Genomic DNA, 21,507 nt, shown 5'->3' on the forward strand with positions numbered 1-21,507 from the left:
CATCCTCGCCATTATTATAGCACAAAAGAGTACATACGTTTGCCTTATTCGTGTATTGTTTTATTATTACCTGCAATGTATCCGGAGATGAGCAATGCAATGGCAATGGCAATAAAAATCGTATTCGGTACGAACCAGCTTCCGGTAACATCTTTAATAAATCCGAAGCAGGTTGGTCCGACTGCTGCTAGTAAATAACCAATTGACTGTGCAAATCCCGATAATTCTGCCGCTTCATAAGCAGTACGCGTACGAAGAGTAAAGAGCATCATAGCGAGTCCGAACGATGAACCGCCAGCAAGACCTAAAAATATCATCCAAACTACAGCGTAATCCGTCCATTCCATAAGCACGCCAGTAAATCCGATAAGGTAGAAAGTCGAAAATACTAGTACTAATGGACGTTGTGTTGTAAGCTTTGCCGCAATAATCGGCGTAATAAAGGTCATAGGGATTTGTGCAAACTGCATGACAGAAAATAGCCAGCCAGCATTTGCTGCATCAATACCTTGTGAAATATAAATCTCTGGGATCCAAGCAGCAGTTGTGTAAAAAATGAAGGACTGCAATCCCATGGCGAACATCACTGCCCAAGCAAGTGGGGAGCGAATTAGAGTTGACCACCCTGCTCCTTTTGATGTTCCGCTAGATAGCTGGACTTTTTCCCCTCGCAATTGTGGTATCCAAAATAAGGTTGCTGCAATTGTGACAACAAGCGCAATAGCTAATGCTCCTTGCCAACCGACTGTAGTATTAGCAATTGGATAGCTGACACCTGCACCAAGACCACTCGATAAATTCATCGCCACTGTGTAAATTCCAGTTAACAATCCAATATGTAACGGATATTTCATTTTGAAAAAGCTTGGTATTAAAACATTTCCGAAAGAAATCGCGACGCCAATTAACACTGTGCCAACGAGTAGTAGTGACGTTGTTCCGAGTGAGCGTAGTATAATCCCGAAAGTAAGTAGGATGACTGAATAAAATAACGTCCACTCCATACCAAAGCGTGATGCAACACGTGGAGCAAATGGCGATACAATTGCAAAAGCGAGTAATGGGATAGTCGTTAAAAATCCTGCTAACACATTGGAAATACCAAGTCCATCTCGAATAAATGACGTAATCGGTCCAACAACGGTTAGTGGTGTTCGTAATGTCATAGCTACAAGGATAATAGCAACAACAAATAAGATGACCTTGCTATTGAATTGTAATTTTTTGCTCCTATATTCTTTTGTTGATGCCATTGTGAATATTCCTCCTATTGCTTTTCTTATTGGTCTGAATAGTCTAAAAAAACTGAAAAAGCAAAAATAATTGATAACAAAAATTTGCTATGTTAAACTCGAAGACGTTATCTAATTTAATAGATTTTGCCTCATTTGAAAATGGGGTAGAGGTCGCAATCATTATGACTAGTATAGCTGAGATTTGGAGAATCGGGGAAGCTTTATGAAAGGAATGGTTGCCGAAGTAGTTTGTCACTACCAGGGCATACTATTGGGGCTGTTTTCGAATAGGAACAGAACTGCCGCATTTTAGCGGGTGAGCTATCGTTTCAAGTTGATGAGGACTTAATATAAGCCGTCACATTACCTTGTGGCGGTTTTAAATTTTTCTCATTGCGATGAAAGATGCCAAAAGCATTTTAAATCAAAAGGAGTTATAAAAAAATGAGTGAAGTAAAAATAGATAGGCTTGGACATAAATCTGAGTTAAAAAGAGGTTTAAAAAGTCGTCATATTACGATGATTTCTTTAGGTGGGACGATTGGTACAGGATTATTCCTAGCATCCGGCGCTTCCATTGCACAGGCTGGTCCTGGCGGTGCGCTACTTGCTTACGCATTGATTGGTATTATGGTGTATTTTTTAATGACAAGCTTAGGGGAGATGGCGGCATTTATGCCAACATCCGGCTCTTTTAGTACGTATGCAACAAGATTTGTTGATCCAGCACTTGGGTTTGCGCTTGGCTGGAACTATTGGTATAACTGGGCAATTACAATTGCGGCAGAAATCGCGGCAGTATCATTAATTATGAAATATTGGTTCCCAGATAGCTCTTCAGCGTTGTGGACAGTTATGTTTATCGCTGTCGTATTAACGTTTAACATGTTGTCAGTTAAAGCATATGGCGAAAGTGAATATTGGTTTGCGATGATTAAAGTTGCAACGGTTATTATTTTCATTATTGTTAGTTTCTTAATGATTTTTGGGCTTTTAGGTGGAAATGATCCTGTAGGCTTTAAAAATTTCTTTGTGGATGAAGCACCATTTAACGGTGGCTTCCTAGCAACATTTGGTATATTCCTTGCAGCAGGGTTCTCTTTCCAGGGGACAGAGCTATTAGGGGTGACGGCAGGCGAAACGGATAATCCAGCAAAAAGTATTCCGAAAGCGGTACGTTCGGTTTTCTGGCGTATTTTACTGTTTTATATTTTTGCCATTGGTGCAATTGGGTTATTAATCCCGTATACAGATACACGATTATTATCAGATGATATCGCTGTATCACCATTTACCATTGTTTTTGATAATCTAGGTGTAGCATTTGCTGCCTCTGTGATGAATGCCATTATTTTAACGGCTATGCTATCTGCAGGAAACTCAGGTCTATATGCAGCAAGCCGTATGCTCTATCAGCTTGCGGTAGACGGAAAAGCACCAAAGTTTTTCATGAAGGTGAATACACGTGGTATTCCGGTATATTCACTTCTTGCTACATTGGCAGTAGGAAGCTTAGCATTTTTAGCATCCTTCTTCGGTGATGGTGTCGTGTATATGTGGCTACTAAATGCATCGGGTATGTCCGGTTTTATTGCATGGCTAGGAATTGCAATTAGTCATTATCGTTTCCGAAAAGCATATATTGCGCAAGGACGAGACGTATCGCTGCTTCCTTATCGTGCAGCACTATATCCATTTGGACCACTCTTCGCCTTTATCGTGTGTATGATTGTCATCCTTGGCCAAAACTACACAGCATTTACAGGTGACTCGATTGACTGGTACGGTATTTTAGTATCGTATATTGGCCTTCCGCTATTCGCAATATTATGGCTAGGCTATAAACTAAAACATAAAACAAAAATCGTTCCATTACAGGAATGTGATTTGGACTATAAATAATGAGAAAGCGGCTTGCATTGGGCAGGTCGCTTTTTTCTTTTTGAAACATTTATAGAATTCCCATGTTTTCTCAGCTTCTAAATTACTATAATGAAGAAAGGACAGATATTAATATAAGGGGCGAATAAAAGCGTGAACATTCAAATTGAACCATACATAGAGGATGGAAAAACAATCATGCCATCCATTACATTATCCTTGAACACTTCTATAGTTGGCATTTATACAGATGTTAAAAAGATAGACTATGTGATGCAAGCATTAAAATCAGTTGGTTATATACACCCGATGGATGAAGGACATTATGAGCGATTAACGATAGAAGAGAGTTTTCGTTATTACTGTGCACTTTTCGATAGGAAGGATGAGGTAGAAGAGCTGTTATCAGCTTTTGGATTTTCAAAGCAACGGAAAGTAAAAGTAAAGGATTTAACGAAAAGCGAGAGGAATAAATTACATTTTTTAAGAGCCTTTTTACAGACGAGCCAATTGCTAATTATTGAAGAGCCGCTACAGCAAATGGATGAGGACTGTCGTGTGATCGTCACACAATTAATGATGAAATGGATCGAATCAGGGCGCTTTATCCTACTGCTATCCAATAATTTAGAGGATATACTTATTTCGACTGGCGAAATATATCGCGTAGATCAAACGGGCTGTCATCCATTAGACTTTGCAGACGATTCACCGCCTACCAAAGCTGAAGAAGATATATCATTTAAAATAGAAAAAATCCAAACGAAAAAGAACGACAAAATTATTTTATTTAATCCACCAGAAATCGACTTTATTGAAAGTATGGATGGAGAGGTCCTAGTTAATGTGGCAGGTGATGCCTATAATTGCGGGATGACGCTTCAGGACTTAGAGAAAAAATTAAAAGGCTATGGATTTTATCGCTGTCATCGCTCCTATATTGTTAACTTGCAAAAGGTTCGTGAAATCATTACATGGACTAAAAATAGCTATAGTTTAAAATTAAATGTTGGTGAGGGAACAGTTATCCCGTTATCTCGCGCTAAAATTTCAGAATTAAAAGAATATATTGGCATTTCGTGAAATTTCCTGGGGAATATTGTAGATTAAACAGATCTCCTATAGTACAGTTCACCGTCAATTTGCTACAATTCATCGGAAAAAGGCTGTAGCTTCAATTCTTTTCGAATACAGTAGGTGTAACGAAACGGTTGAAGGAGGATGTTGCACATGCTAGTTGCAATTGACGTACAAAACGTAAAAAAGACATTTGGAAAGTTTGTAGCGCTTGAGGATGTATCATTTTCAATTAAAAAAGGAGAGATTTTTGGTTTTCTGGGTCCAAGCGGCTCAGGTAAAACTACCATGATAAAAATCTTAACGGCGCAGCTCGAGCGTACAGCAGGTCAAGCACACGTATTAGGAATGGACGCTATTGAAATGAAGAAAGGCTTCAATAGAGAAAGGTTTGGAATCTTAACAGATAATAGTGGTCTGTATCAGCGATTATCTATTGAAGAAAACTTACTACTATTTAGTAATTTATACAACTTGCCGAAATCAGCCGTAAATGAGGCACTCTCATTTGTTAACTTAACGAATGATCGCAAGAAGAAAGTCAATCAGTTATCAAAAGGGATGATTCAGCGGGTTACTTTGGCGCGAGCAATTATGCACAAACCAGATCTACTATTTTTAGATGAGCCAACATCGGCATTAGATCCTGTAAATACACAGCATATTTATAATGGATTACGAAGGTTAAATGAAATGGGTACTACTATATTCTTGACAACACATGACATGCAGGAGGCAGAAACTTTATGTGATCGAGTTGCCTTTTTGCATAAAGGGAAAGTTCAAGTAATTGGTCAGCCTTCAGAGTTAAAGAAAAGGTTCCGAGATGAGACAATGACCGTCGAGCTGGAATCGGGCGAGCAGCATATTATACCGATGGATGGAACTAAGGCTACTGAACTACTAGAGTGGATGCAGAACGGACGGGTGTCAAGAATTAGAACGAATGAGCCATCATTAGGTGATATTTTTATGAGTATGACGGGGAGTGAATTATAATGAATATTTCAATAAAACGAATCCAGGCGATTTTCTTAAAGGACTACAAAGAATTTTCACGTAACTATGCAATCTCGACGATGGCTTTAGTGCCACTTGTTTTAGCTTTTTTCTATAGAGATCTTGCAACAACACAAATGATATTTTTACCGATAAATATGACATTTGCAATGGTTACAACATATATTCAATGTTGTTTAATTGCAGAAGAAAAGGAACGTAATACACTTCGGGGACTATTGATGTCACCAGCAAGCGTTGCAGATATTTTAATCGGAAAAAGTTCTTTAGTTTTTAGTATATCAGCCATCATTATTGCACTTACTGTGTATCTAGTAGGTTATGAACCTGCAAATATCGTTGTATTATCATTAGCGATTATTGTATCGATTGTTTTTTATATCATTCTAGGTACAATTTGCGGATTATTTGCGAAAACAATTATGGAGGCGGGTGTTGCAGTTTTACCAGTTATGTCCGTTTTTTCATTTGGGCCTACAGCATTAATCATAGCAGACCGATATCCGATTCTTGAGCTTGCGCAATGGTTACCGAGTGCACAGCTGTTGCTATTGGTAGATGCACTAGAAGCAACGGCACCTATAAAAGAGATTGCTATACCATTTGTAGTGATCATTGTGTGGATGTTAATAGCTACTTTTGCTGCAAGTATTCTTTATAAAAAACGAATGACAGACGAATAACTTAGAAGGAAGCTGTCTCAACGTGAGATAGCTTCTTTTTAAATTTAGACTTTGTTAATGTTTGTTGTTTCAAAAAGGAATTTATCCTAAGTTAGTTGAAATAGTCATTCTAAGTAAGCTTGTTAATGTTATTAATGTATAATTTAATGGTTAATTTATTTTCTTATTGAGGAGGGGGAAATTGCAAACACTATTTAAATATAACTGGATGGTAAGAGAAGACTGGTATCGTTGGTGTGAAAATGTAAGCGAAGAAGAACTTTTACAAAATCGAACGGGTGGAATGGGAAGTATATTACATACACTTTTCCATATTATTGATGTTGAGTGGAGCTGGATACGTCTCTTACAGGGTAAAACTGACTTTCAGGAGAGTTTCAATAATTATAAAAGCTTGAATAAGGTTCGAACATTAGAAATAGAATTTCATTTAGAAGTGGAGAACTTTGTTAATAACTGGAATGCTAATATGGAGAATCAATTATTTAACTATACCCTACCAGATGGAAGAATTGAAACGTATACTTGGGGGGAAGTTATGAGGCATACCATTGCTCATGAAATTCACCATATAGGACAATTATCAATTTGGGCAAGAGAACTGGGAAGAAATCCTGTTTCTGCAAACCTTATCGGACGGGGTCTTTCCTCTCAATCTGAAAATAATATAAATAGAGATTAGCGGCTAAATTTAAAAAGTCTTATTTTAAACAGAAAATTCAAAAAACTTACACAGTTACCCCTTCTAATACGGATAATATTATCTGTTAAATAATGTTATAATATAGAAAAGAGGGGGGATTTGGATGAGTTTAATTGATAATGCGACACAATATATTGCAGCAAAACATGAAGGGCAATACCGTGGTGGGCTGAAAGTTCCGTATTCTACACATTTATTTGGTGTAGCCCGCATTTTAAAAATTGCAGGATATTCAGAAGAAGTGGTCATTGCAGGTCTTTTGCATGATGTATTAGAGGATACGGATGCTACAGAGGAAGAGCTGCGAGTGAAATTTGGTGAGAATATCCTATCACTTGTAAAAGCAGTATCAGAACCAGACAAATCTCTCAGTTGGGACGTTCGAAAGCAGGAAGGAATAAATCAAATTCAGTTTAAATCTGAATTTGAACTAGCTATAATGCTAGCAGAAAAAATTCAAAATGTTAAATCAATCACGTATGAGGTAGAAAAGCTTGGAGAGCAAACGTGGAAAAACTTTAATGCTGGAAAGGACAAGCAGCATTGGTATTACATTAATATTATTGAACAGACGAAAAAGCATCATCCTAATGCGAAATTATTACCTGAGCTAGAAGAGCATGTTAATCTATTATTTTGCTCTGTAAAAAGCTAGAGGAGGTATACCGATGGCAGTTTCAATAGGGTTTTATAGAAAAATTACAGATTGGATTCTATCCTGTGACAATCGGAAAATAATATTTCGTCCATTTCAAGTAGAAGGGAATCCTTATAAATCTCGTGTCTTCTTAGTAGGTGCGTTTCCACACCCTCCATTGGATATTTCCCTAGATGAGGCTTCGATGTTTGCAGAGTCGCTAGTGAATCCAGAATTATTCGATCATCTTTACGGAAATCTAACGGGAACTAAAGAAAATATAGGAATACAGCAATTTATTAGATGGATGAAAATCACACTAAATGAAAATATTCTTTGTACAAATATAAATGTATTACAGGCAGATTCTTTACAGCATCTCAAGCAATTAAAAATGGCAAATCGTGCGGATTATGAAAAGGGTTTTACAATTTTCCAGCATTTAATGGAAGAATTCCAACCAGAATTAATTATTTTGCACGGAATGGAAGCGGTTAAGCAGTTTCGAATACAGTTTTACGAGCACCTAGTGGATTATCATGCTTCGATTGAAAAAATCCAACATTTAGAGGGGCTAGGTGTATTTGCAGAAATGCGTTTTGATAATGGCAAACGTGTAAGAGTAATGGCATGTCGAAGTCTAGTGTATTACGGGAAATCTGGTGAAAGCTTTGCCTCCTTTAAAAACTATGTACAAAAAGTTTTAACGTCAGAGTAGGATTGAAAAAACGAACGTTAGGTAGGAGCACGTCGGTTTAACTCTCCAATTTCCGAATAATCCGAATCATTTTATTATTATAATTACCATTGCATTTAGAATAGCGGCTGATTATAATTGTAACATTCTTAAATTATAGCTAAATAGACTCACTCATATAACAGCGGGAATAAGGCTCGCAAGTTTCTACCAATCTACCGTAAATAGGTTGACTATGAGGGACATGCTTAACTTTAAATTGTCACATTAAAGTGATTTTTTTAGTTGGATTCTTTTGACGATAACTCGAAAGACTTGTTCTCCTCTAGTAGGTAACGGGCTTTCGGGTTTTTATGTTTGAGTTGAATTAGAATAGAGGAGGAGCTTTCAACGTGAAGCTTTTAAAGGAGAAAATCGAGCAAGAGGGCAAAGTTTTATCGGATGTTGTTTTAAAGGTTGATGCATTTTTAAATCACCAAATTGATCCACAACTAATGAAGGAAATTGGTGAAGAATTTGCAAATCGCTATTCAGACGAAATCATCACAAAAGTATTAACAATCGAATCTTCAGGAATTGCACCAGCTACATTCCTTGGCTTAACAATTGGAGCACCAGTTGTATTTGCCCGTAAACGCAAATCACTTACATTAACGGATAATTTATATTCTTCAAAGGTACATTCTTTTACAAAAAATGAAACGAATGAAATATCCGTTTCGAAAAACTTCTTATCTCCAGAGGATAATGTCATTATTATTGACGACTTCCTAGCAAACGGTGAAGCGGTTAAAGGGTTACTTGATATCGCCCAGCAAGCCGGTGCCAAAGTTGTGGGTGTTGGAATTGTAATCGAAAAAGGATTCCAAGACGGTGGAAAACAACTCCGTGCACAAGGTGTTCTAATTGAATCTCTAGCTAGAATTAAATCGTTAGAGGACGGAAAGGTCGAGTTTTTTGACGATGGTGAATTCTAATGAATAACGTAAAAGCATTAACATTCGGCTTTCAACATTTGTTAGCAATGTATACAGGCGCTATTTTAGTACCATTAATTATTGGTGGCGCCCTAGGCATGTCAAGTGAGCAAATTACGTATTTAGTAGCAATTGATTTATTTATGTGTGGTTTAGCTACCCTACTGCAAGTTTGGCGTGGGAAAGTTGTTGGCATTGGCTTACCTGTTGTACTTGGGTGTACATTTACTGCCTTAACACCAATCATCACAATAGGTTTGGACGTAAGCATCAATGCAATCTACGGTTCAATCATTGCATCTGGATTAATCATTGTGTTAATTTCGGGTGTATTCGGTAAAATTGTACGTTTCTTCCCTCCGATTGTAACAGGCTCAGTTGTAACTATTATTGGGATATCGTTACTTGGCACAGCCATTACAAATATCGGTGGTGGCGATGTAAAAGCAGATAATTTCGGTTCAAGTACAAATTTAATACTAGCTGCCGTTACATTAATCACTATTATTGTCGTATATCGTTTTACAACAGGCTTTATGCGTGCTATTGCGATTTTAATGGGGATTATCATAGGTACTATTTTAGGGTTAGCGATGGATGTTGTTGATTTTACAGTTGTAAAAGAAGCAGGTTGGTTCCACACGATTCAGCCATTCTATTTTGGAGCACCAGAATTCCATTTAGAGTCCATCATTACGATGACATTAGTTGGGATGGTATCTCTTGTAGAATCAACAGGTGTATACTATGCATTAAGTGATATTTGTAAAAAGCCTATAGACTCTAAAGACTTAGCAAAGGGCTATCGTGCAGAGGGATTAGCTTCCGTAATCGGTGGTATTTTTAATGCGTTCCCTTATACAACATATTCTCAAAACGTTGGTTTAGTAAAAATTACAGGTGTTAAAGAACGTAAAGTCATCTTTATTACAGGTGGTTTATTAATCGTATTAGGTTTCTTACCTAAATTTGCAGCCTTAACTCAAATCATTCCAACACCAGTACTTGGTGCAGCGATGATTGCTATGTTTGGTTTAGTTATTACACAAGGGATGACAATGCTTGCACCAGAGATTACAAAATCTATGGAAAACTCATTAATCGTTGCTTGTGCTGTTGGATTAGGTGTTGGTGTTTCCGTAGTACCTTCAGTATTTGCGAAATTACCAGATTCGCTTTCATTACTATTCTCTAACGGAATCGTAACAGGCTCTGTAACAGCGATTGTGCTTAATATTTTATTTAATATGATTGGCAGCAAGAAAACAGAAACTGAAATCAATACAGTAAGCAATTCTCAAAAGGTTAATCAATAAGGTAAAGCGCTTCTCAAAATGAGAGGCGTTTTTTTTATTTTAAAATTCTATTTGAATGGAGTGAATTTTATGTGGATTAGCGATATACTAATAGTAACTATATCAAAAAGGAGTGTTGCCCATGGTGACCGGTCAGTTAGAGCAGGCTTTTAAATTAGCAGAAAAGCACATGCTCGAAGTTCAAACAGTTTTAGATTTAAAACGTATTATTGCAAAAGAGGTAAAAGCATCACCGAGAATGGAGGAAAAGATTCTTCAGTCGATGATACAGCTTCTTGAGAACAATAAGACGATCTTACAGGAGGCAAAATAATTGGAAAAAACAATCGAAACATACGACGATCAAGACACATTTGATTAAAGGCGCTGCTCAAGCAAAGAAATACGAGCAGCGCCTTGATGTATTTATGGGCACTTTTTTATAAGGAGCTACATTGAATATCCAATTTTTACATAGTACGTTACATTTACGTAAAGAATGTTAGGAAAATACCATAACCGAAATTGATTTTGGTATTCTAGTGCAGGGAGGGATAGCATGAGAAATTATTGGGAAATTTTTATTGTGTCATTAAAGCTTGGTCTGACATCATTTGGCGGACCTACAGCACATTTAGCGTATTTTCAAAAGGAGTACGTCGATCATCGCCAATGGTTAAATCATAAGGAATATGCGGAATTGGTAGTACTTAGTCAATTCTTACCTGGACCTGCTTCGAGTCAAGTGGGGATGGGCATTGGGTTTATAAGAGGAGGATGGTTCGGAAGCTTTTGTTCGTTCCTTGGATTTACATTTCCGTCCGTGTTCTTGTTAATGCTATTTGCGACTATTTTGCAAAACACAGCTCTTGCTATGGATTGGTTGGATGGACTTAAGCTTGTAGCCGTTGCCATTGTGGCACATGCAATCGTAGATATGGCTAAAAAAATACTCGTTACAAAGCGTCATTGGGGTATTGCAATTGGAAGCTTAGCCATTTTACTGCTATGGACGGGGATACTTTCGCAAGTAATCGTATTAGCAGTAGCGATATTATGTGGACTATTCTTTTTAAAGCCAGGGCAATTTGAACAAAGTAAGGAACGTGCCCTACCATCATTGAAAACGGGCTTACTATTACTCTTTGCATTTTTTGTCGGGTTAATTGGACTACCAGCTCTTCTCGGAATTTTTCCGAATGATTGGCTTCAAATGGTTAGTAGCCTCTACGTATCAGGATCACTTGTTTTTGGTGGCGGACATGTTGTACTTCCATTGCTAGAAACACAATTTGTGCAGGCGGGTATCATTTCAGCGGATGAATTTTTAGCCGGATATGGATTTACACAAGCAGTACCTGGTCCGCTATTTACATTCGCATCGTATCTTGGTACGACACTATTTGGCTTCTTTGGTGGGCTTGTAGCAACTATTGCTATTTTTCTACCTGCATTTTTAATCCTATTTGGCGTATGGCCAATCTGGTATAAATTAAAAGGTAATAGTACCGTACGTAAAGGGATGGCAGGATTAAATGCTGCCGTAGTCGGGATATTAGCTGCTGCTTGGGTCAATCCCATTGTTACTACTTCTATTCATAATGGAATGGATATTATCGTCGCCATTATTTTTTATGCATTACTAGCGAAAGCAAAGCTACAGCCATTATGGATTGTAGGATTAGGTGTGATTGTAGGTATCCTTCTTTAACGTGAAAAACATTATTCAATTAAAATGTAGCGAGTATGTTTAAGTGTTACCGTATGCTTTTCACTTAACCACTCAAGTAGAAATGGTTCGCTACTGTATATTTGAATATTGCATTGTGTATATTGATTTTTTACTTCCTCTATATAATCTGTAATAATTGCATGGTCACCGAGAAGTTCTACCTCTACAAAGAAGGGCAAGAGAATTTCATGTGGGCATGTAATACCTCTTTTAATATAACATTGCTGATTTTCATAATATCGAATGGGTAACTGTCGATTGCTAGCAATAAAACACTTCATTAGTTTTTCTCCTTGTGGCAAATTTAAAAAAGAACATAGAGAATCCTTAAGTGACAGGCTCCTCCATGTTCTTCGTTATATAAGTTTGCTACTTACTATAGCAAATTATTATGAGAAATGCATGTTTTACGCTACTAAAATTAATTGTTTACATTTTATTGAAACAGGAGTAGAATAAGCTCACTTACCAAAATTTAATCGGCTTAATCTCAGCGTTTGCTGGGAACGGAGGAACCAATCTTTTGGGGTTAATTCTGCAGTTGTAGAAGGGATGATAAGCTCTTTCGCCATCCTACCCGTCAGCTAACTTCGTCGGCTAAAGCGAAGGAGGTCAACGAGACCACCCTTAGTAAGAGGCTTTTTTGTCGTGGGCAAAAAAGAAATGCACTTACAATGCTGTAGGTCTTTTTCTTATGCCTTCTTTTAAGGCTTCTTTCAAGGAAAAGTAAAAATAAAAGCTTGTTATATTGTTATATCCATCCCTGTAAACATACGACTAGCCTACTATGTGATAGCTAGACGAGAAGGAGAAAGCGATGAAAACAAGAAAGAACAAACTGAACCCACCGAAGATTCTCGTGTTGGGCTTTGCAAGCATTATTCTGCTGGGTGCTTTTTTATTAACATTACCGATTGCTACTGAGAATGGGGAAGGTCTTTCACTATTAGATGCCCTATTCACTGCAACCTCAGCAACCTGTGTAACGGGGCTTGTGGTAGTAGATACGGGGGATACATTTTCAACCTTTGGAGAATTAGTTATTTTATCACTTATTCAAGTCGGTGGTCTTGGCTTTATGACGTTTGCAACATTCCTATTTGTCCTATTAGGAAAGAAAATTTCATTTAAGGAACGGATGCTGCTGAAAGAAGCATTTAATAATAGTTCATTCGCGGGTATGGTAAAGCTCGTAAAACGAATTTTGCTTTTCACGATTATTGTTGAAGGGATTGGCGGCATTATATTAGCCATTCGTTTCTCATTCGATATGGAGATAGAAAAGGCTATTTATTTTGGCTTTTTTCATGCCATTTCAAACTTTAATAATGCGGGCTTTGATCTAATGGGGGACTTTAATGGATTAACCTCGTATGTAGATGATCCAACAGTTGTTCTTACGATTTGTGCACTCATCACAATTGGTGGGCTAGGGTTTATCGTCATGAATGAAATTTATGATTATAAGCGTACAAAAAGGTTGTCGCTACATTCAAAAGTCGTACTAGTAACAACCGTCATTCTTACTGTCGGGGCAGCGTTTGTTATTTTTATATTTGAATTTCATAATAGTAAAACATTAGGTCCATTATCCGACACCGGCAAAATATTAGGTTCGTTTTATCAAGCAGTAGCACCTAGGACAGCGGGGTCGAATACTTTACCGATTGGGGATTTAACACATCCGGCGCTGTTTTTGATTATTTTCCTTATGTTTATTGGAGCAGGATCAGGCTCGACAGCAGGTGGGATTAAAATTACTACCTTTGCTGTATTAATGGCAGCTGTCTGGTCACAGCTAAGGGGGAGAAATAGTGTAGTGCTTTTTAAACGTGGAATTGTAATGGAGACAGTTTTAAAGGCGATGACGGTTGCTTTTTGTGGCTTAACTATAGTTGTAGTAGTCACAATGCTTCTTAGTATAACAGAAGAGGGTCATGAGTTTATCGTCTATTTATTTGAAGCCACCTCTGCATTTGGCACAGTAGGGTTATCGATGGGTTTAACACCAGAGCTGTCTCCACTAGGGCGACTAATTATCATCCTGGCTATGTTTGCTGGTAGGTTGGGTCCGTTAACAATAGCATTTTCAATTGCAAAGCAACAAAAGAATACACATTTTCATCATCCAAAAGGCAATGTAATGATTGGTTAATGGTGTTCTAATAAGGAGAGGATTCTAATGTCAATGAAACAGTATGCTGTTATTGGTTTAGGGCGATTTGGGAGAAGTGTTGCTAAAAGATTGTACGAGGCCGGGCAGGAAGTATTAGGGATTGATAGCAATGATGAACGTGTAGAGGATGCAGAGTTTTTTGTTACACATGCATTAGTTGCAGATACAACAGAGGAAAAGGCCCTAAAAGCCATAGGGATTACCAATTTTGATTGCGTAATCGTAGCGATTGGCAATGATATTCAATCGAGTGTGCTGACCGTTTCTTTACTAAAGGAGCTTGGTATCAAAAAGGTTATTGCGAAAGCTCTTGGAAAGCGACATGGTCAGGTGCTCGAAAAGGTTGGAGCTGATTGGATTATTTTCCCGGAACGAGATATGGGGGAACGGGTTGCAAATCAGCTGCTATCACCAAATATGCTAAATTATATTGAATTATCAAAGGAACATAGTATTGAAGAAATGATGATTCCAGAAAAAATGGCGAATAAAAGCTTAAGAGAGTTAGATATTCGAGCAAAATATAATATAAGTGTGATTACGATATTAAAAGGGGATGATATTATTGTTTCCCCGTCTCCGGATCAGTTAATCGAAAAAGGGGATATCCTCGTGATGATTGGAAAAAAACGTGATCTCGAAAAATTCTCAGCAATAGAGCATAAATTAAAATAAAACGAAAAGCGGCGTCAAAAGTTTTAATGACGCCGCTTTCATACTTACACCTTACTTCTTAACTGCTGGCTAGCAAGCTTTCTATAAAAGCTATGGCCTTCAAATAATTCCGCATGCTTTCCGGTACCTGTAATTGTACCGTTTTCTAATACGACAATTTGATCGGCATCGAGTACCGTGGAGAGTCTGTGGGCAATGACAAGTGTTGTTCGATTCGCCATTAATTGCTGCAGCGCCTTTTGCACGAGGTGCTCGGATTCACTATCTAAATTTGAAGTAGCTTCATCTAATAATAGAATTTTCGGATTGCGGATAAGCGCTCTTGCAATAGCAATTCGCTGGCGCTGTCCACCAGAGAGCTTCATGCCACCTTCACCAACCTCTGTGTTTATCCCATCTGGAAGCCTTTCAATAAATTCAAGTGCATTTGCTTGTCTAATCGCGTGCTGAATTTCTTCCTCTGATACATTAGTGTCCAAGCCATACAAAATGTTATCCTTAAACGTGCCTGACATTAATGGGCTTTCCTGTGATACATAGCCAAATTGACTACGCCAGGATAGGAGGTTGAAGTGCTCTATATTTTTATCACCAAGCTTTATTTCACCAGAGCTAGGTGTATAAAAGCGCTCTAATAGTGAAAATAAAGTTGTCTTTCCGCTACCACTTGGACCGACGAATGCAGTCATCTTACCACTCGGAATGGTTAAATTGACCCCTTTAATAATTTCATTGTCGGCATAAGAAAAGGATAAATTTTGAAACGAAATTGGTCCATTTGCATTTTCAACCTGCTCTAACAGCTGATTGTCCTCACAATCGACGGCGAGAATTTCTTGGATTCTTTCAGTTGCACCAAGTGCCTTTTGTAGGGCAGTAAAGAACGATGCCATTTGTGTAAACGGCACGACAATTTGAAACATGTAAATGATAATCGCAACTAATGCGCCAGCCGTTAAGGCACCGGAAGCTACCTGCACCCCACCATAACCAATTAAAATAACGAGCACAAGCATCATCACAAATGTCATAAAGGGAGAAATGAAGGCTAGAATTTTCGCTTCTTTTAGTCCGAATTGAAATAAGTTATGGATATTTTGATTACCATAGTTACTTTCCGCTTGCTCAGCATGGTACGCTTTCACGAGACGAATATTCGATAGAACCCGCCCGAGATTTCCAGAAAAATTCGCCATTTCATCTTGAGTAGCGTTTGAGATTTTATACATTTTTTGTCCTAGTGGCAAGATAAGTACAATCGACAGTGGAACAGAAATAAGCATGATAACAGTCATTTTCCAATCAATAAGTAATAGGAAAATAATCGAACCGATTATGGAAATGATCCCTGTCATAAAGGTGATCAAATGCTGTGTAATCAATGTCTTTACGATATTTGTATCCTGTGTAATTCTACTCATCGTTTCACCTGATTGATGCTCGTCGAAAAACGAAACAGGTAGGCGTAAAACATGCTGCCATAATCGACTACGAATAGATGAAACGATGGACTCTCCAATATAGGTCATAAAATAAAAGGATAAGCCTGAAAAAATAGTTTGTATGATTAATAAGCCTCCGAGTAATAGCATGAAGGATATTTTGAAATTGGCGCTTGCTAATTGATCGACTAAATCCATAGTAAATAATGGTACTAATAAACCAGCAGCTGTTTCGACCAATCCTAAAACGATAGCGAAAAAAATAATCCACTTTGGCGGGTTAGAACTTTTAATGAGCTTCATAAAGTCCTTCCATTGGGCTGTTTTTTCTACATTATTACTCTCCATTCGAATCTACCTCTCTATGTTCCCAATAGTATTGAATTACATGTGCTAGCCATTCTTCCTCGTCTGGTGAGAACGGAGTAGGGAACAACTCGAGGTTATCCTCTATTTCAATTTCTTGATCCTGCAATTCTTGAACAAGCTCGAATGCACCTGGGTAAACCTCTAGTGCTAAAGCAAAATAATCGTGAATCAAAGCCTGCACATGCTGGCTTGTTGGGTCTTGCCCAGCGACTCCCTTTAACTTATCAAAAAGGTGAACCATCTTACTGTTTAATTCCTTCAGCTCTTCCTCAGATAAATTGTATATTTGCTCTACAGAATCCTTTGGAAAATAGTTTTTCAACCATTCCTTTTGCTCATCTTCATTATGAATATTGTGGATGAGTGTCATAAAAATTGTAGAGTTTATCGATCCTTGCTCCTCCATCATAAATAGTGCGTGGTCCAGTGTGCGAATAACGCGGTCAATTTGTGCTCTTTTTTGTAGCATTTCCTGCTTTTGAAATTGTAGGGATTCTTGAAGATCCCAGTCATGTAAATGAATGTATTCATGAATTTTTTCTAACGGATAGCCTAAATATTTTAGAGAAACTATTTTTTGTAGTTGAATCATATTGTCGTCTGAATAATAGCGACGTCCACTAACTGAAATAAATGAAGGCTTTAATAAGTCAATTTCATCATAATAATGCAGTGTTCTAATGGTTATTCCTGTCTTTTTTGCAAAATCGCCAATTGAATATTGCTTGGACATTTCTGTACCCCCTTGTTCAATTCTTATTTCTTATTTTAAAAGCTAACGTAACGTTAGAAGCAAGAGAAAAGTACATACATTTACTTAAGGTCGTTCAATTTATAATTTTTTCTAAATTAGTAGCATAACTTGTACGGTGTGTTTTTAGACGATTGAGTAAATATTTGTACAAGATATAGATCAATAAGTGGTTCATCACCGTAAGTCGGGGGGGCTATATATGCATCGCTATCCTCTATGCTCTTTATGCTAGCGGCAAAAAATCGTGGATGGGACATGTGTCCGATGATTGGGTTTGATGAGGAAAAGGTAAAAGATATTTTACATATACCGTCTACTCATGAAGTCGTATTAATGATAACGAATGGGAAAGAAAAAGAGAGTAGTCGAAATTTACGAGGATATCGAAAACCGGTAAATGAGTTTGTAACATTCCAAAAATAATAACATTATTAATCCCACGGGCATCGAAATGGCTCGTGGGATTTCATATTTATATTCAGAAGAAAGGGTGGTTTGTGTGTTTATGTGAGAAAGCAAAAAGTTACTACTCTGCATTTGGATAAATCATCGTTTTTGGATCTACATATTGGTGGAATTGCTCTTCTGTCAGTAGGCCGGACTTAATGGCAGCTTCCTTCAATGTTGTACCTTCCTTATGAGCATTCTTGGCTATTTTGGCCGCATTTTCATAGCCGATAAAAGGGTTTAGTGCAGTGACGAGCATTAATGAATTTCGTAAGTTTGCATCCAATACTTCCTTATTGGGTTCAATGCCCACTACACAATGATCGTTAAAGGATTGCATTGCATCGGCTAAAAGACGTACCGATTGTAAAAAGTTATAAATGATAACAGGCTTAAATACATTGAGCTCAAAATTACCTTGCGATGCTGCGAAGGCAATTGTTGCATCGTTTCCGATGACCTGTGTAGCAACCATTGTCATGGCCTCAGATTGGGTTGGATTGACTTTACCAGGCATGATTGAAGACCCTGGTTCGTTTTCTGGAATTATTATTTCACCAATACCTGAACGTGGTCCACTTGCCAACCAGCGAACATCATTGGCAATTTTCATTAAGTCCGCTGCTAAGGCTTTTAGTGCACCATGGGCTGTTACGATTTCATCATGAGAAGTGAGTGCATGGAATTTATTTTCAGCGGTTATAAAATTTTTCCCAGTAAGCGTAGCAATTTCATTTGCTACCATCTCGCCGAATTTTGGGTGAGCATTAATGCCGGTTCCTACCGCTGTTCCACCAATCGCAAGCTCTTTCATAAATTCGGTTGTTACGCGAATCATTTTTTCTGATTTTACGAGCATATGGTGCCACCCCGATATTTCCTGACCAAGTGTCAGTGGTGTGGCATCCTGTAAATGTGTACGACCAATTTTAATAATGTCTGTAAATGCCTCTGATTTTTTCTGCAATGTTGCCTTTAATACGCTAAGGCGCGGTAATAGGTAATCTTCCACGCTTTCAACAGCAGCAATATGTAATGCTGTTGGGAATGTATCATTGGAGCTTTGAGATTTGTTGACATCATCGTTTGGATGAACTTTTTCATCAATGCCTTGAGTCGTAAGGATTCCATTGGCACGAAAAGCAAGTACTTCATTAACATTCATGTTAGATTGTGTACCCGATCCAGTTTGCCATACTACAAGCGGAAATTCTTCGTCCCATTTTCCTTCTAACACTTCATCCGCTGCTTGCACAATAGCGTTTGTCTTCGCTTCTGATAGTTTCCCTAATTTATTGTTTGTTATTGCTGCTGACTTTTTTAAAGTAGCGAAAGCACGAATTATTTCGATGGGCATCTTTTCGCCACCAATTTTAAAATTTTCTAGGCTACGTTGCGTTTGTGCACCCCAAATCTTATTTGCCGGTACTTTTACTTCTCCTAAAGTGTCTTTTTCAATACGATATTCCATGTGAAATCGCTCCTTTGATTTTTTAGGTTACATAGAGAAAATGACAAACCTCCCGTGCAAGATTTGCCATTTTGTACAATATGAAAATAATTAAGGGAGGGTTCGAAACTCTTTCTGGGGGGTGGTTTCGAATAGTGAGAACTCAGTAAAAACTGAATCCTTATAACAATAATGATAATCATTCTCACTGCAGATGTCAATTATTGAAAATGAAACAATTAAAAAACAACAAAGTCTAAGAAAAATAGTCTCTACATATGTAGTATGCCTCTCATACGAACTTTTATGAGGAAAATGTTATGAGAATGATAAAAAGCTAGCATGTGTTCTTTTGAAATCTAATTGTCATTTTGTTAATACCTAGTAAATAAATAGGTAATTTTGTTTATTGCAGAATTATCTGAAATCAATATATTATAAAACATATAAACTTACTATGTATTAAAAGGAGGAATAATACTTCATGTTATATTCAGTCTTAACAGGTTTACTTTGTGGAGCTGCATTAGGCTTTGTTATGCAACGAGGGCGATTTTGCTTAACAGGTGGCTTCCGTGATATGTATATCGCAAAGGATAATCGTATGTTTTACTCATTACTTTTAGCAATTGCTGTTCAAGCTGTGGGTGTCTATGCACTAATTAGCTTTGGTATATTCCAGTTTACAGCTGGGACTCTATCCATTTTGCCTGCCATTATTGGTGCCTTTATTTTTGGAATTGGAATTATTTTAGCTGGTGGCTGTGCAACAGGTACATGGTATCGAGCAGGAGAAGGGCTAGTAGGGAGCTGGATCGCGCTAGCAGGTTATATGTTAATGGCTACAGTAATGCGAACAGGTCCATTAGGCTGGATTCAGTCGCAAGCTTATAGTAACACGAATGGAACGAATTCAATTGCAGAAACATTGGGTGTTAATGTATGGATAATCGTTTCGATTTTTGTAGCAATCGTTGCATTTATTATCATTCGTGAATTAAAAAAGCCAAAAGTGAAAATTCCTGGATTAAAGCCAAAGAAAACAGGAATAGCCCATATTTTGTTCGAAAAACGCTGGCATCCATTCTTTACAGCGATTCTGATTGGCGTTATTGCAACAGCAGCATGGCCATTAAGTGCAGCTACAGGCCGTATGTTTGGTTTAGGTGTAACAACTCCATCTGCCAATATTCTTCAATATTTAGTAACTGGTGATGTGAGCTTTATTAACTGGGGCGTATTTTTAGTGCTTGGTGTTTTATTGGGCTCGTTATTCGCGGCAAAAATGAGCGGCGAGTTTCGCTTCCGTATGCCAGACGTTAAAACAGGGCTTAATAGCTTCTCAGGTGGTTTATTAATGGGCTTCGGTGCTACACTAGCGGGCGGTTGTTCAATTGGTAACGGCTTAGTAATGACAGCAATGATGACTTGGTCTGGCTGGATTACATTAGCATGTATGATTTTAGGTACTTGGACGGCATCGTACTTTGTGTTTGTTCGTCCACTGAAAAAAGCGGAGGCAAAAGCGGCACAAGCTGTTACTGCTTAGAAAAGGGGAAAATGGTATGGCAAAAGTATTAGAAGTGATGGGAATGGTATGTCCTTTCCCATTAGTAGAAGCAAAAAAAGTAATTGAAGAAATTCCGTCAGGTGAAGAGCTAGTCATTAATTTTGACTGTACACAAGGTACGGAGTCAATCCCACGTTGGGCGGCTGAAGCAGGTCATAAAGTAACTAATTATGAACAAGTTGGTGAAGCAGCATGGACGATTACGATTCAAAAAAAATAATGTAATAACAGCACCGCCTTATAGAATGCTTATTTTAGCACTCACATGAAGGCGGTGTTCTTTTGTGAATTGAATTATGCTTCATCTCTAGTGATTACAGAACTTTGACGTAAAAATCCCGACCATCGTTAATGCCCACAATCTCAACATCTTTTTCTGTTTTGTAGTAGTTTGCAATATGTCTTGCTAAGCCTGAGTGACCGTTAAAATACGTACCACGTTCAATTTTTTTGGCTACATTGTGAAAGTCAAAGTATGCTTTTGTGTCAGGGGACATACGATTTACGATGTCATTGAAATCTTGCTCGGGGATATGAATACCACGAGTATAACGGCACTCTCGTCGATATGTGTCGTGTGAAATGTTAATCGGTGTACGTTCTAGTACCATTTCAATTTTATTCAAAATTGCCAACCCCTCTCGTATGTTAGAAAAGCTAACTTCCTTCACTGGAATTATATCAAAT

Annotated in this window: 21 protein-coding genes, 1 pseudogene and 3 riboswitches; of the genes and pseudogenes, 16 read left to right on the forward strand and 6 right to left on the reverse strand. The window is 37.8% G+C overall.

Annotated elements, in window-relative coordinates:
• Window positions 1-44: 44 nt before the first annotated feature.
• Complete coding sequence (locus V4T18_RS06050; protein WP_332647631.1) at window positions 45-1,253, reverse strand: CynX/NimT family MFS transporter; 1,209 nt, start codon at window positions 1,251-1,253, stop codon at window positions 45-47.
• A 139-nt stretch (window positions 1,254-1,392) separates the two neighbouring features.
• Window positions 1,393-1,567, forward strand: a riboswitch (Lysine riboswitch).
• A gap of 112 nt (window positions 1,568-1,679) precedes the next feature.
• Between V4T18_RS06050 and V4T18_RS06055 the strand changes: the two genes are divergently transcribed.
• The 11 genes from V4T18_RS06055 (at window position 1,680) to chrA (ending at window position 11,916) form a co-directional block, all read left to right on the forward strand.
• A complete protein-coding gene (locus V4T18_RS06055; RefSeq protein ID WP_332647634.1) occupies window positions 1,680-3,137 on the forward strand; it encodes an amino acid permease in 1,458 nt (485 codons plus the stop codon).
• Window positions 3,138-3,269: 132 nt separating this feature from the next.
• Complete coding sequence (locus tag V4T18_RS06060; RefSeq protein WP_332647637.1) at window positions 3,270-4,199, forward strand: LytTR family transcriptional regulator DNA-binding domain-containing protein; 930 nt, start codon at window positions 3,270-3,272, stop codon at window positions 4,197-4,199.
• 147 nt (window positions 4,200-4,346) lie between these two features.
• Entirely contained in the window at window positions 4,347-5,192 is an 846-nt protein-coding gene (locus V4T18_RS06065) for an ABC transporter ATP-binding protein (RefSeq protein ID WP_332647640.1), read from the forward strand.
• Window positions 5,192-5,896 carry an ABC transporter permease gene (locus V4T18_RS06070; protein ID WP_332647643.1) on the forward strand — a complete coding sequence of 235 codons (705 nt, stop codon included), beginning with the start codon at window positions 5,192-5,194 and terminating at the stop codon, window positions 5,894-5,896. Before V4T18_RS06065 ends, V4T18_RS06070 begins: the two co-directional genes overlap by 1 nt.
• Window positions 5,897-6,077: 181 nt before the next feature.
• Window positions 6,078-6,578 carry a DinB family protein gene (locus V4T18_RS06075; RefSeq protein WP_332647645.1) on the forward strand — a complete coding sequence of 167 codons (501 nt, stop codon included), beginning with the start codon at window positions 6,078-6,080 and terminating at the stop codon, window positions 6,576-6,578.
• A gap of 124 nt (window positions 6,579-6,702) precedes the next feature.
• The gene (locus V4T18_RS06080; RefSeq protein ID WP_332647648.1) at window positions 6,703-7,254 is read left to right on the forward strand and encodes an HD domain-containing protein; all 552 of its coding nucleotides are present in this window, start codon (window positions 6,703-6,705) and stop codon (window positions 7,252-7,254) included.
• A 13-nt stretch (window positions 7,255-7,267) separates the two neighbouring features.
• On the forward strand, window positions 7,268-7,954 hold the full coding sequence (locus V4T18_RS06085) for a hypothetical protein (protein WP_332647650.1): 687 nt from the start codon (window positions 7,268-7,270) through the stop codon (window positions 7,952-7,954).
• 133 nt (window positions 7,955-8,087) lie between these two features.
• Window positions 8,088-8,189: riboswitch (purine riboswitch) on the forward strand.
• A gap of 136 nt (window positions 8,190-8,325) precedes the next feature.
• Complete coding sequence (locus tag V4T18_RS06090) at window positions 8,326-8,910, forward strand: xanthine phosphoribosyltransferase (protein ID WP_332647653.1); 585 nt, start codon at window positions 8,326-8,328, stop codon at window positions 8,908-8,910.
• Window positions 8,910-10,226: a nucleobase:cation symporter-2 family protein gene (locus V4T18_RS06095; protein ID WP_332647656.1), complete on the forward strand. Its 1,317-nt coding sequence runs from the start codon at window positions 8,910-8,912 to the stop codon at window positions 10,224-10,226. The genes V4T18_RS06090 and V4T18_RS06095 overlap by 1 nt, the downstream gene beginning before the upstream one ends.
• Before the next feature lie 121 nt (window positions 10,227-10,347).
• Window positions 10,348-10,539 carry an ABC transporter permease gene (locus V4T18_RS06100; protein ID WP_332647659.1) on the forward strand — a complete coding sequence of 64 codons (192 nt, stop codon included), beginning with the start codon at window positions 10,348-10,350 and terminating at the stop codon, window positions 10,537-10,539.
• 225 nt (window positions 10,540-10,764) lie between these two features.
• Window positions 10,765-11,916 carry a chromate efflux transporter gene (gene chrA, locus V4T18_RS06105; RefSeq protein WP_332647662.1) on the forward strand — a complete coding sequence of 384 codons (1,152 nt, stop codon included), beginning with the start codon at window positions 10,765-10,767 and terminating at the stop codon, window positions 11,914-11,916.
• Window positions 11,917-11,927: 11 nt separating this feature from the next.
• On the opposite strand, the gene V4T18_RS06110 is transcribed toward chrA, so the two are convergent.
• Entirely contained in the window at window positions 11,928-12,218 is a 291-nt protein-coding gene (locus V4T18_RS06110; RefSeq protein WP_332647665.1) for a hypothetical protein, read from the reverse strand.
• Window positions 12,219-12,408: 190 nt separating this feature from the next.
• Window positions 12,409-12,551, forward strand: a riboswitch (cyclic di-AMP (ydaO/yuaA leader).
• Between the two features lie 203 nt (window positions 12,552-12,754).
• Between V4T18_RS06110 and V4T18_RS06115 the strand changes: the two genes are divergently transcribed.
• Together V4T18_RS06115 and V4T18_RS06120 are read left to right on the forward strand one after the other, a co-directional pair.
• Window positions 12,755-14,092 carry a TrkH family potassium uptake protein gene (locus V4T18_RS06115; protein WP_332647667.1) on the forward strand — a complete coding sequence of 446 codons (1,338 nt, stop codon included), beginning with the start codon at window positions 12,755-12,757 and terminating at the stop codon, window positions 14,090-14,092.
• Between the two features lie 27 nt (window positions 14,093-14,119).
• Window positions 14,120-14,788 carry a potassium channel family protein gene (locus V4T18_RS06120; protein ID WP_332647669.1) on the forward strand — a complete coding sequence of 223 codons (669 nt, stop codon included), beginning with the start codon at window positions 14,120-14,122 and terminating at the stop codon, window positions 14,786-14,788.
• A 44-nt stretch (window positions 14,789-14,832) separates the two neighbouring features.
• Here V4T18_RS06120 and V4T18_RS06125 read toward each other — a convergent pair whose 3' ends face one another.
• Both V4T18_RS06125 and V4T18_RS06130 read right to left on the reverse strand, forming a co-directional pair.
• Window positions 14,833-16,578, reverse strand: a complete 1,746-nt coding sequence (locus tag V4T18_RS06125; protein ID WP_332647671.1) for an ABC transporter ATP-binding protein — start codon at window positions 16,576-16,578, stop codon at window positions 14,833-14,835.
• Entirely contained in the window at window positions 16,568-17,332 is a 765-nt protein-coding gene (locus V4T18_RS06130) for a MerR family transcriptional regulator (RefSeq protein ID WP_332647672.1), read from the reverse strand. Before V4T18_RS06130 ends, V4T18_RS06125 begins: the two co-directional genes overlap by 11 nt.
• A gap of 222 nt (window positions 17,333-17,554) precedes the next feature.
• Between V4T18_RS06130 and V4T18_RS06135 the strand changes: the two are divergent.
• Window positions 17,555-17,776: pseudogene (locus V4T18_RS06135) on the forward strand (nitroreductase family protein); the annotation flags it as partial.
• Window positions 17,777-17,879: 103 nt separating this feature from the next.
• On the opposite strand, the gene fumC reads toward V4T18_RS06135, so the two are convergent.
• Window positions 17,880-19,271, reverse strand: coding sequence for a class II fumarate hydratase (gene fumC, locus V4T18_RS06140; protein WP_332647675.1), 1,392 nt, complete (start codon window positions 19,269-19,271; stop codon window positions 17,880-17,882).
• A 463-nt stretch (window positions 19,272-19,734) separates the two neighbouring features.
• Here fumC and V4T18_RS06145 point away from each other — a divergent pair, with 463 nt between their 5' ends.
• Entirely contained in the window at window positions 19,735-20,799 is a 1,065-nt protein-coding gene (locus V4T18_RS06145; protein WP_332647676.1) for a YeeE/YedE family protein, read from the forward strand.
• Window positions 20,800-20,815: 16 nt separating this feature from the next.
• A complete protein-coding gene (locus tag V4T18_RS06150) occupies window positions 20,816-21,040 on the forward strand; it encodes a sulfurtransferase TusA family protein (protein ID WP_332647679.1) in 225 nt (74 codons plus the stop codon).
• Between the two features lie 94 nt (window positions 21,041-21,134).
• On the opposite strand, the gene V4T18_RS06155 is transcribed toward V4T18_RS06150, so the two are convergent.
• The gene (locus V4T18_RS06155) at window positions 21,135-21,446 is read right to left on the reverse strand and encodes a hypothetical protein (protein WP_332647681.1); all 312 of its coding nucleotides are present in this window, start codon (window positions 21,444-21,446) and stop codon (window positions 21,135-21,137) included.
• Between the last annotated feature and the right edge of the window lie 61 nt (window positions 21,447-21,507).

Origin of the sequence: Lysinibacillus sp. 54212 (assembly GCF_036662795.1) — a bacterium.
Taxonomy (GTDB): Bacteria; Bacillota; Bacilli; order Bacillales_A; family Planococcaceae; genus Lysinibacillus_B.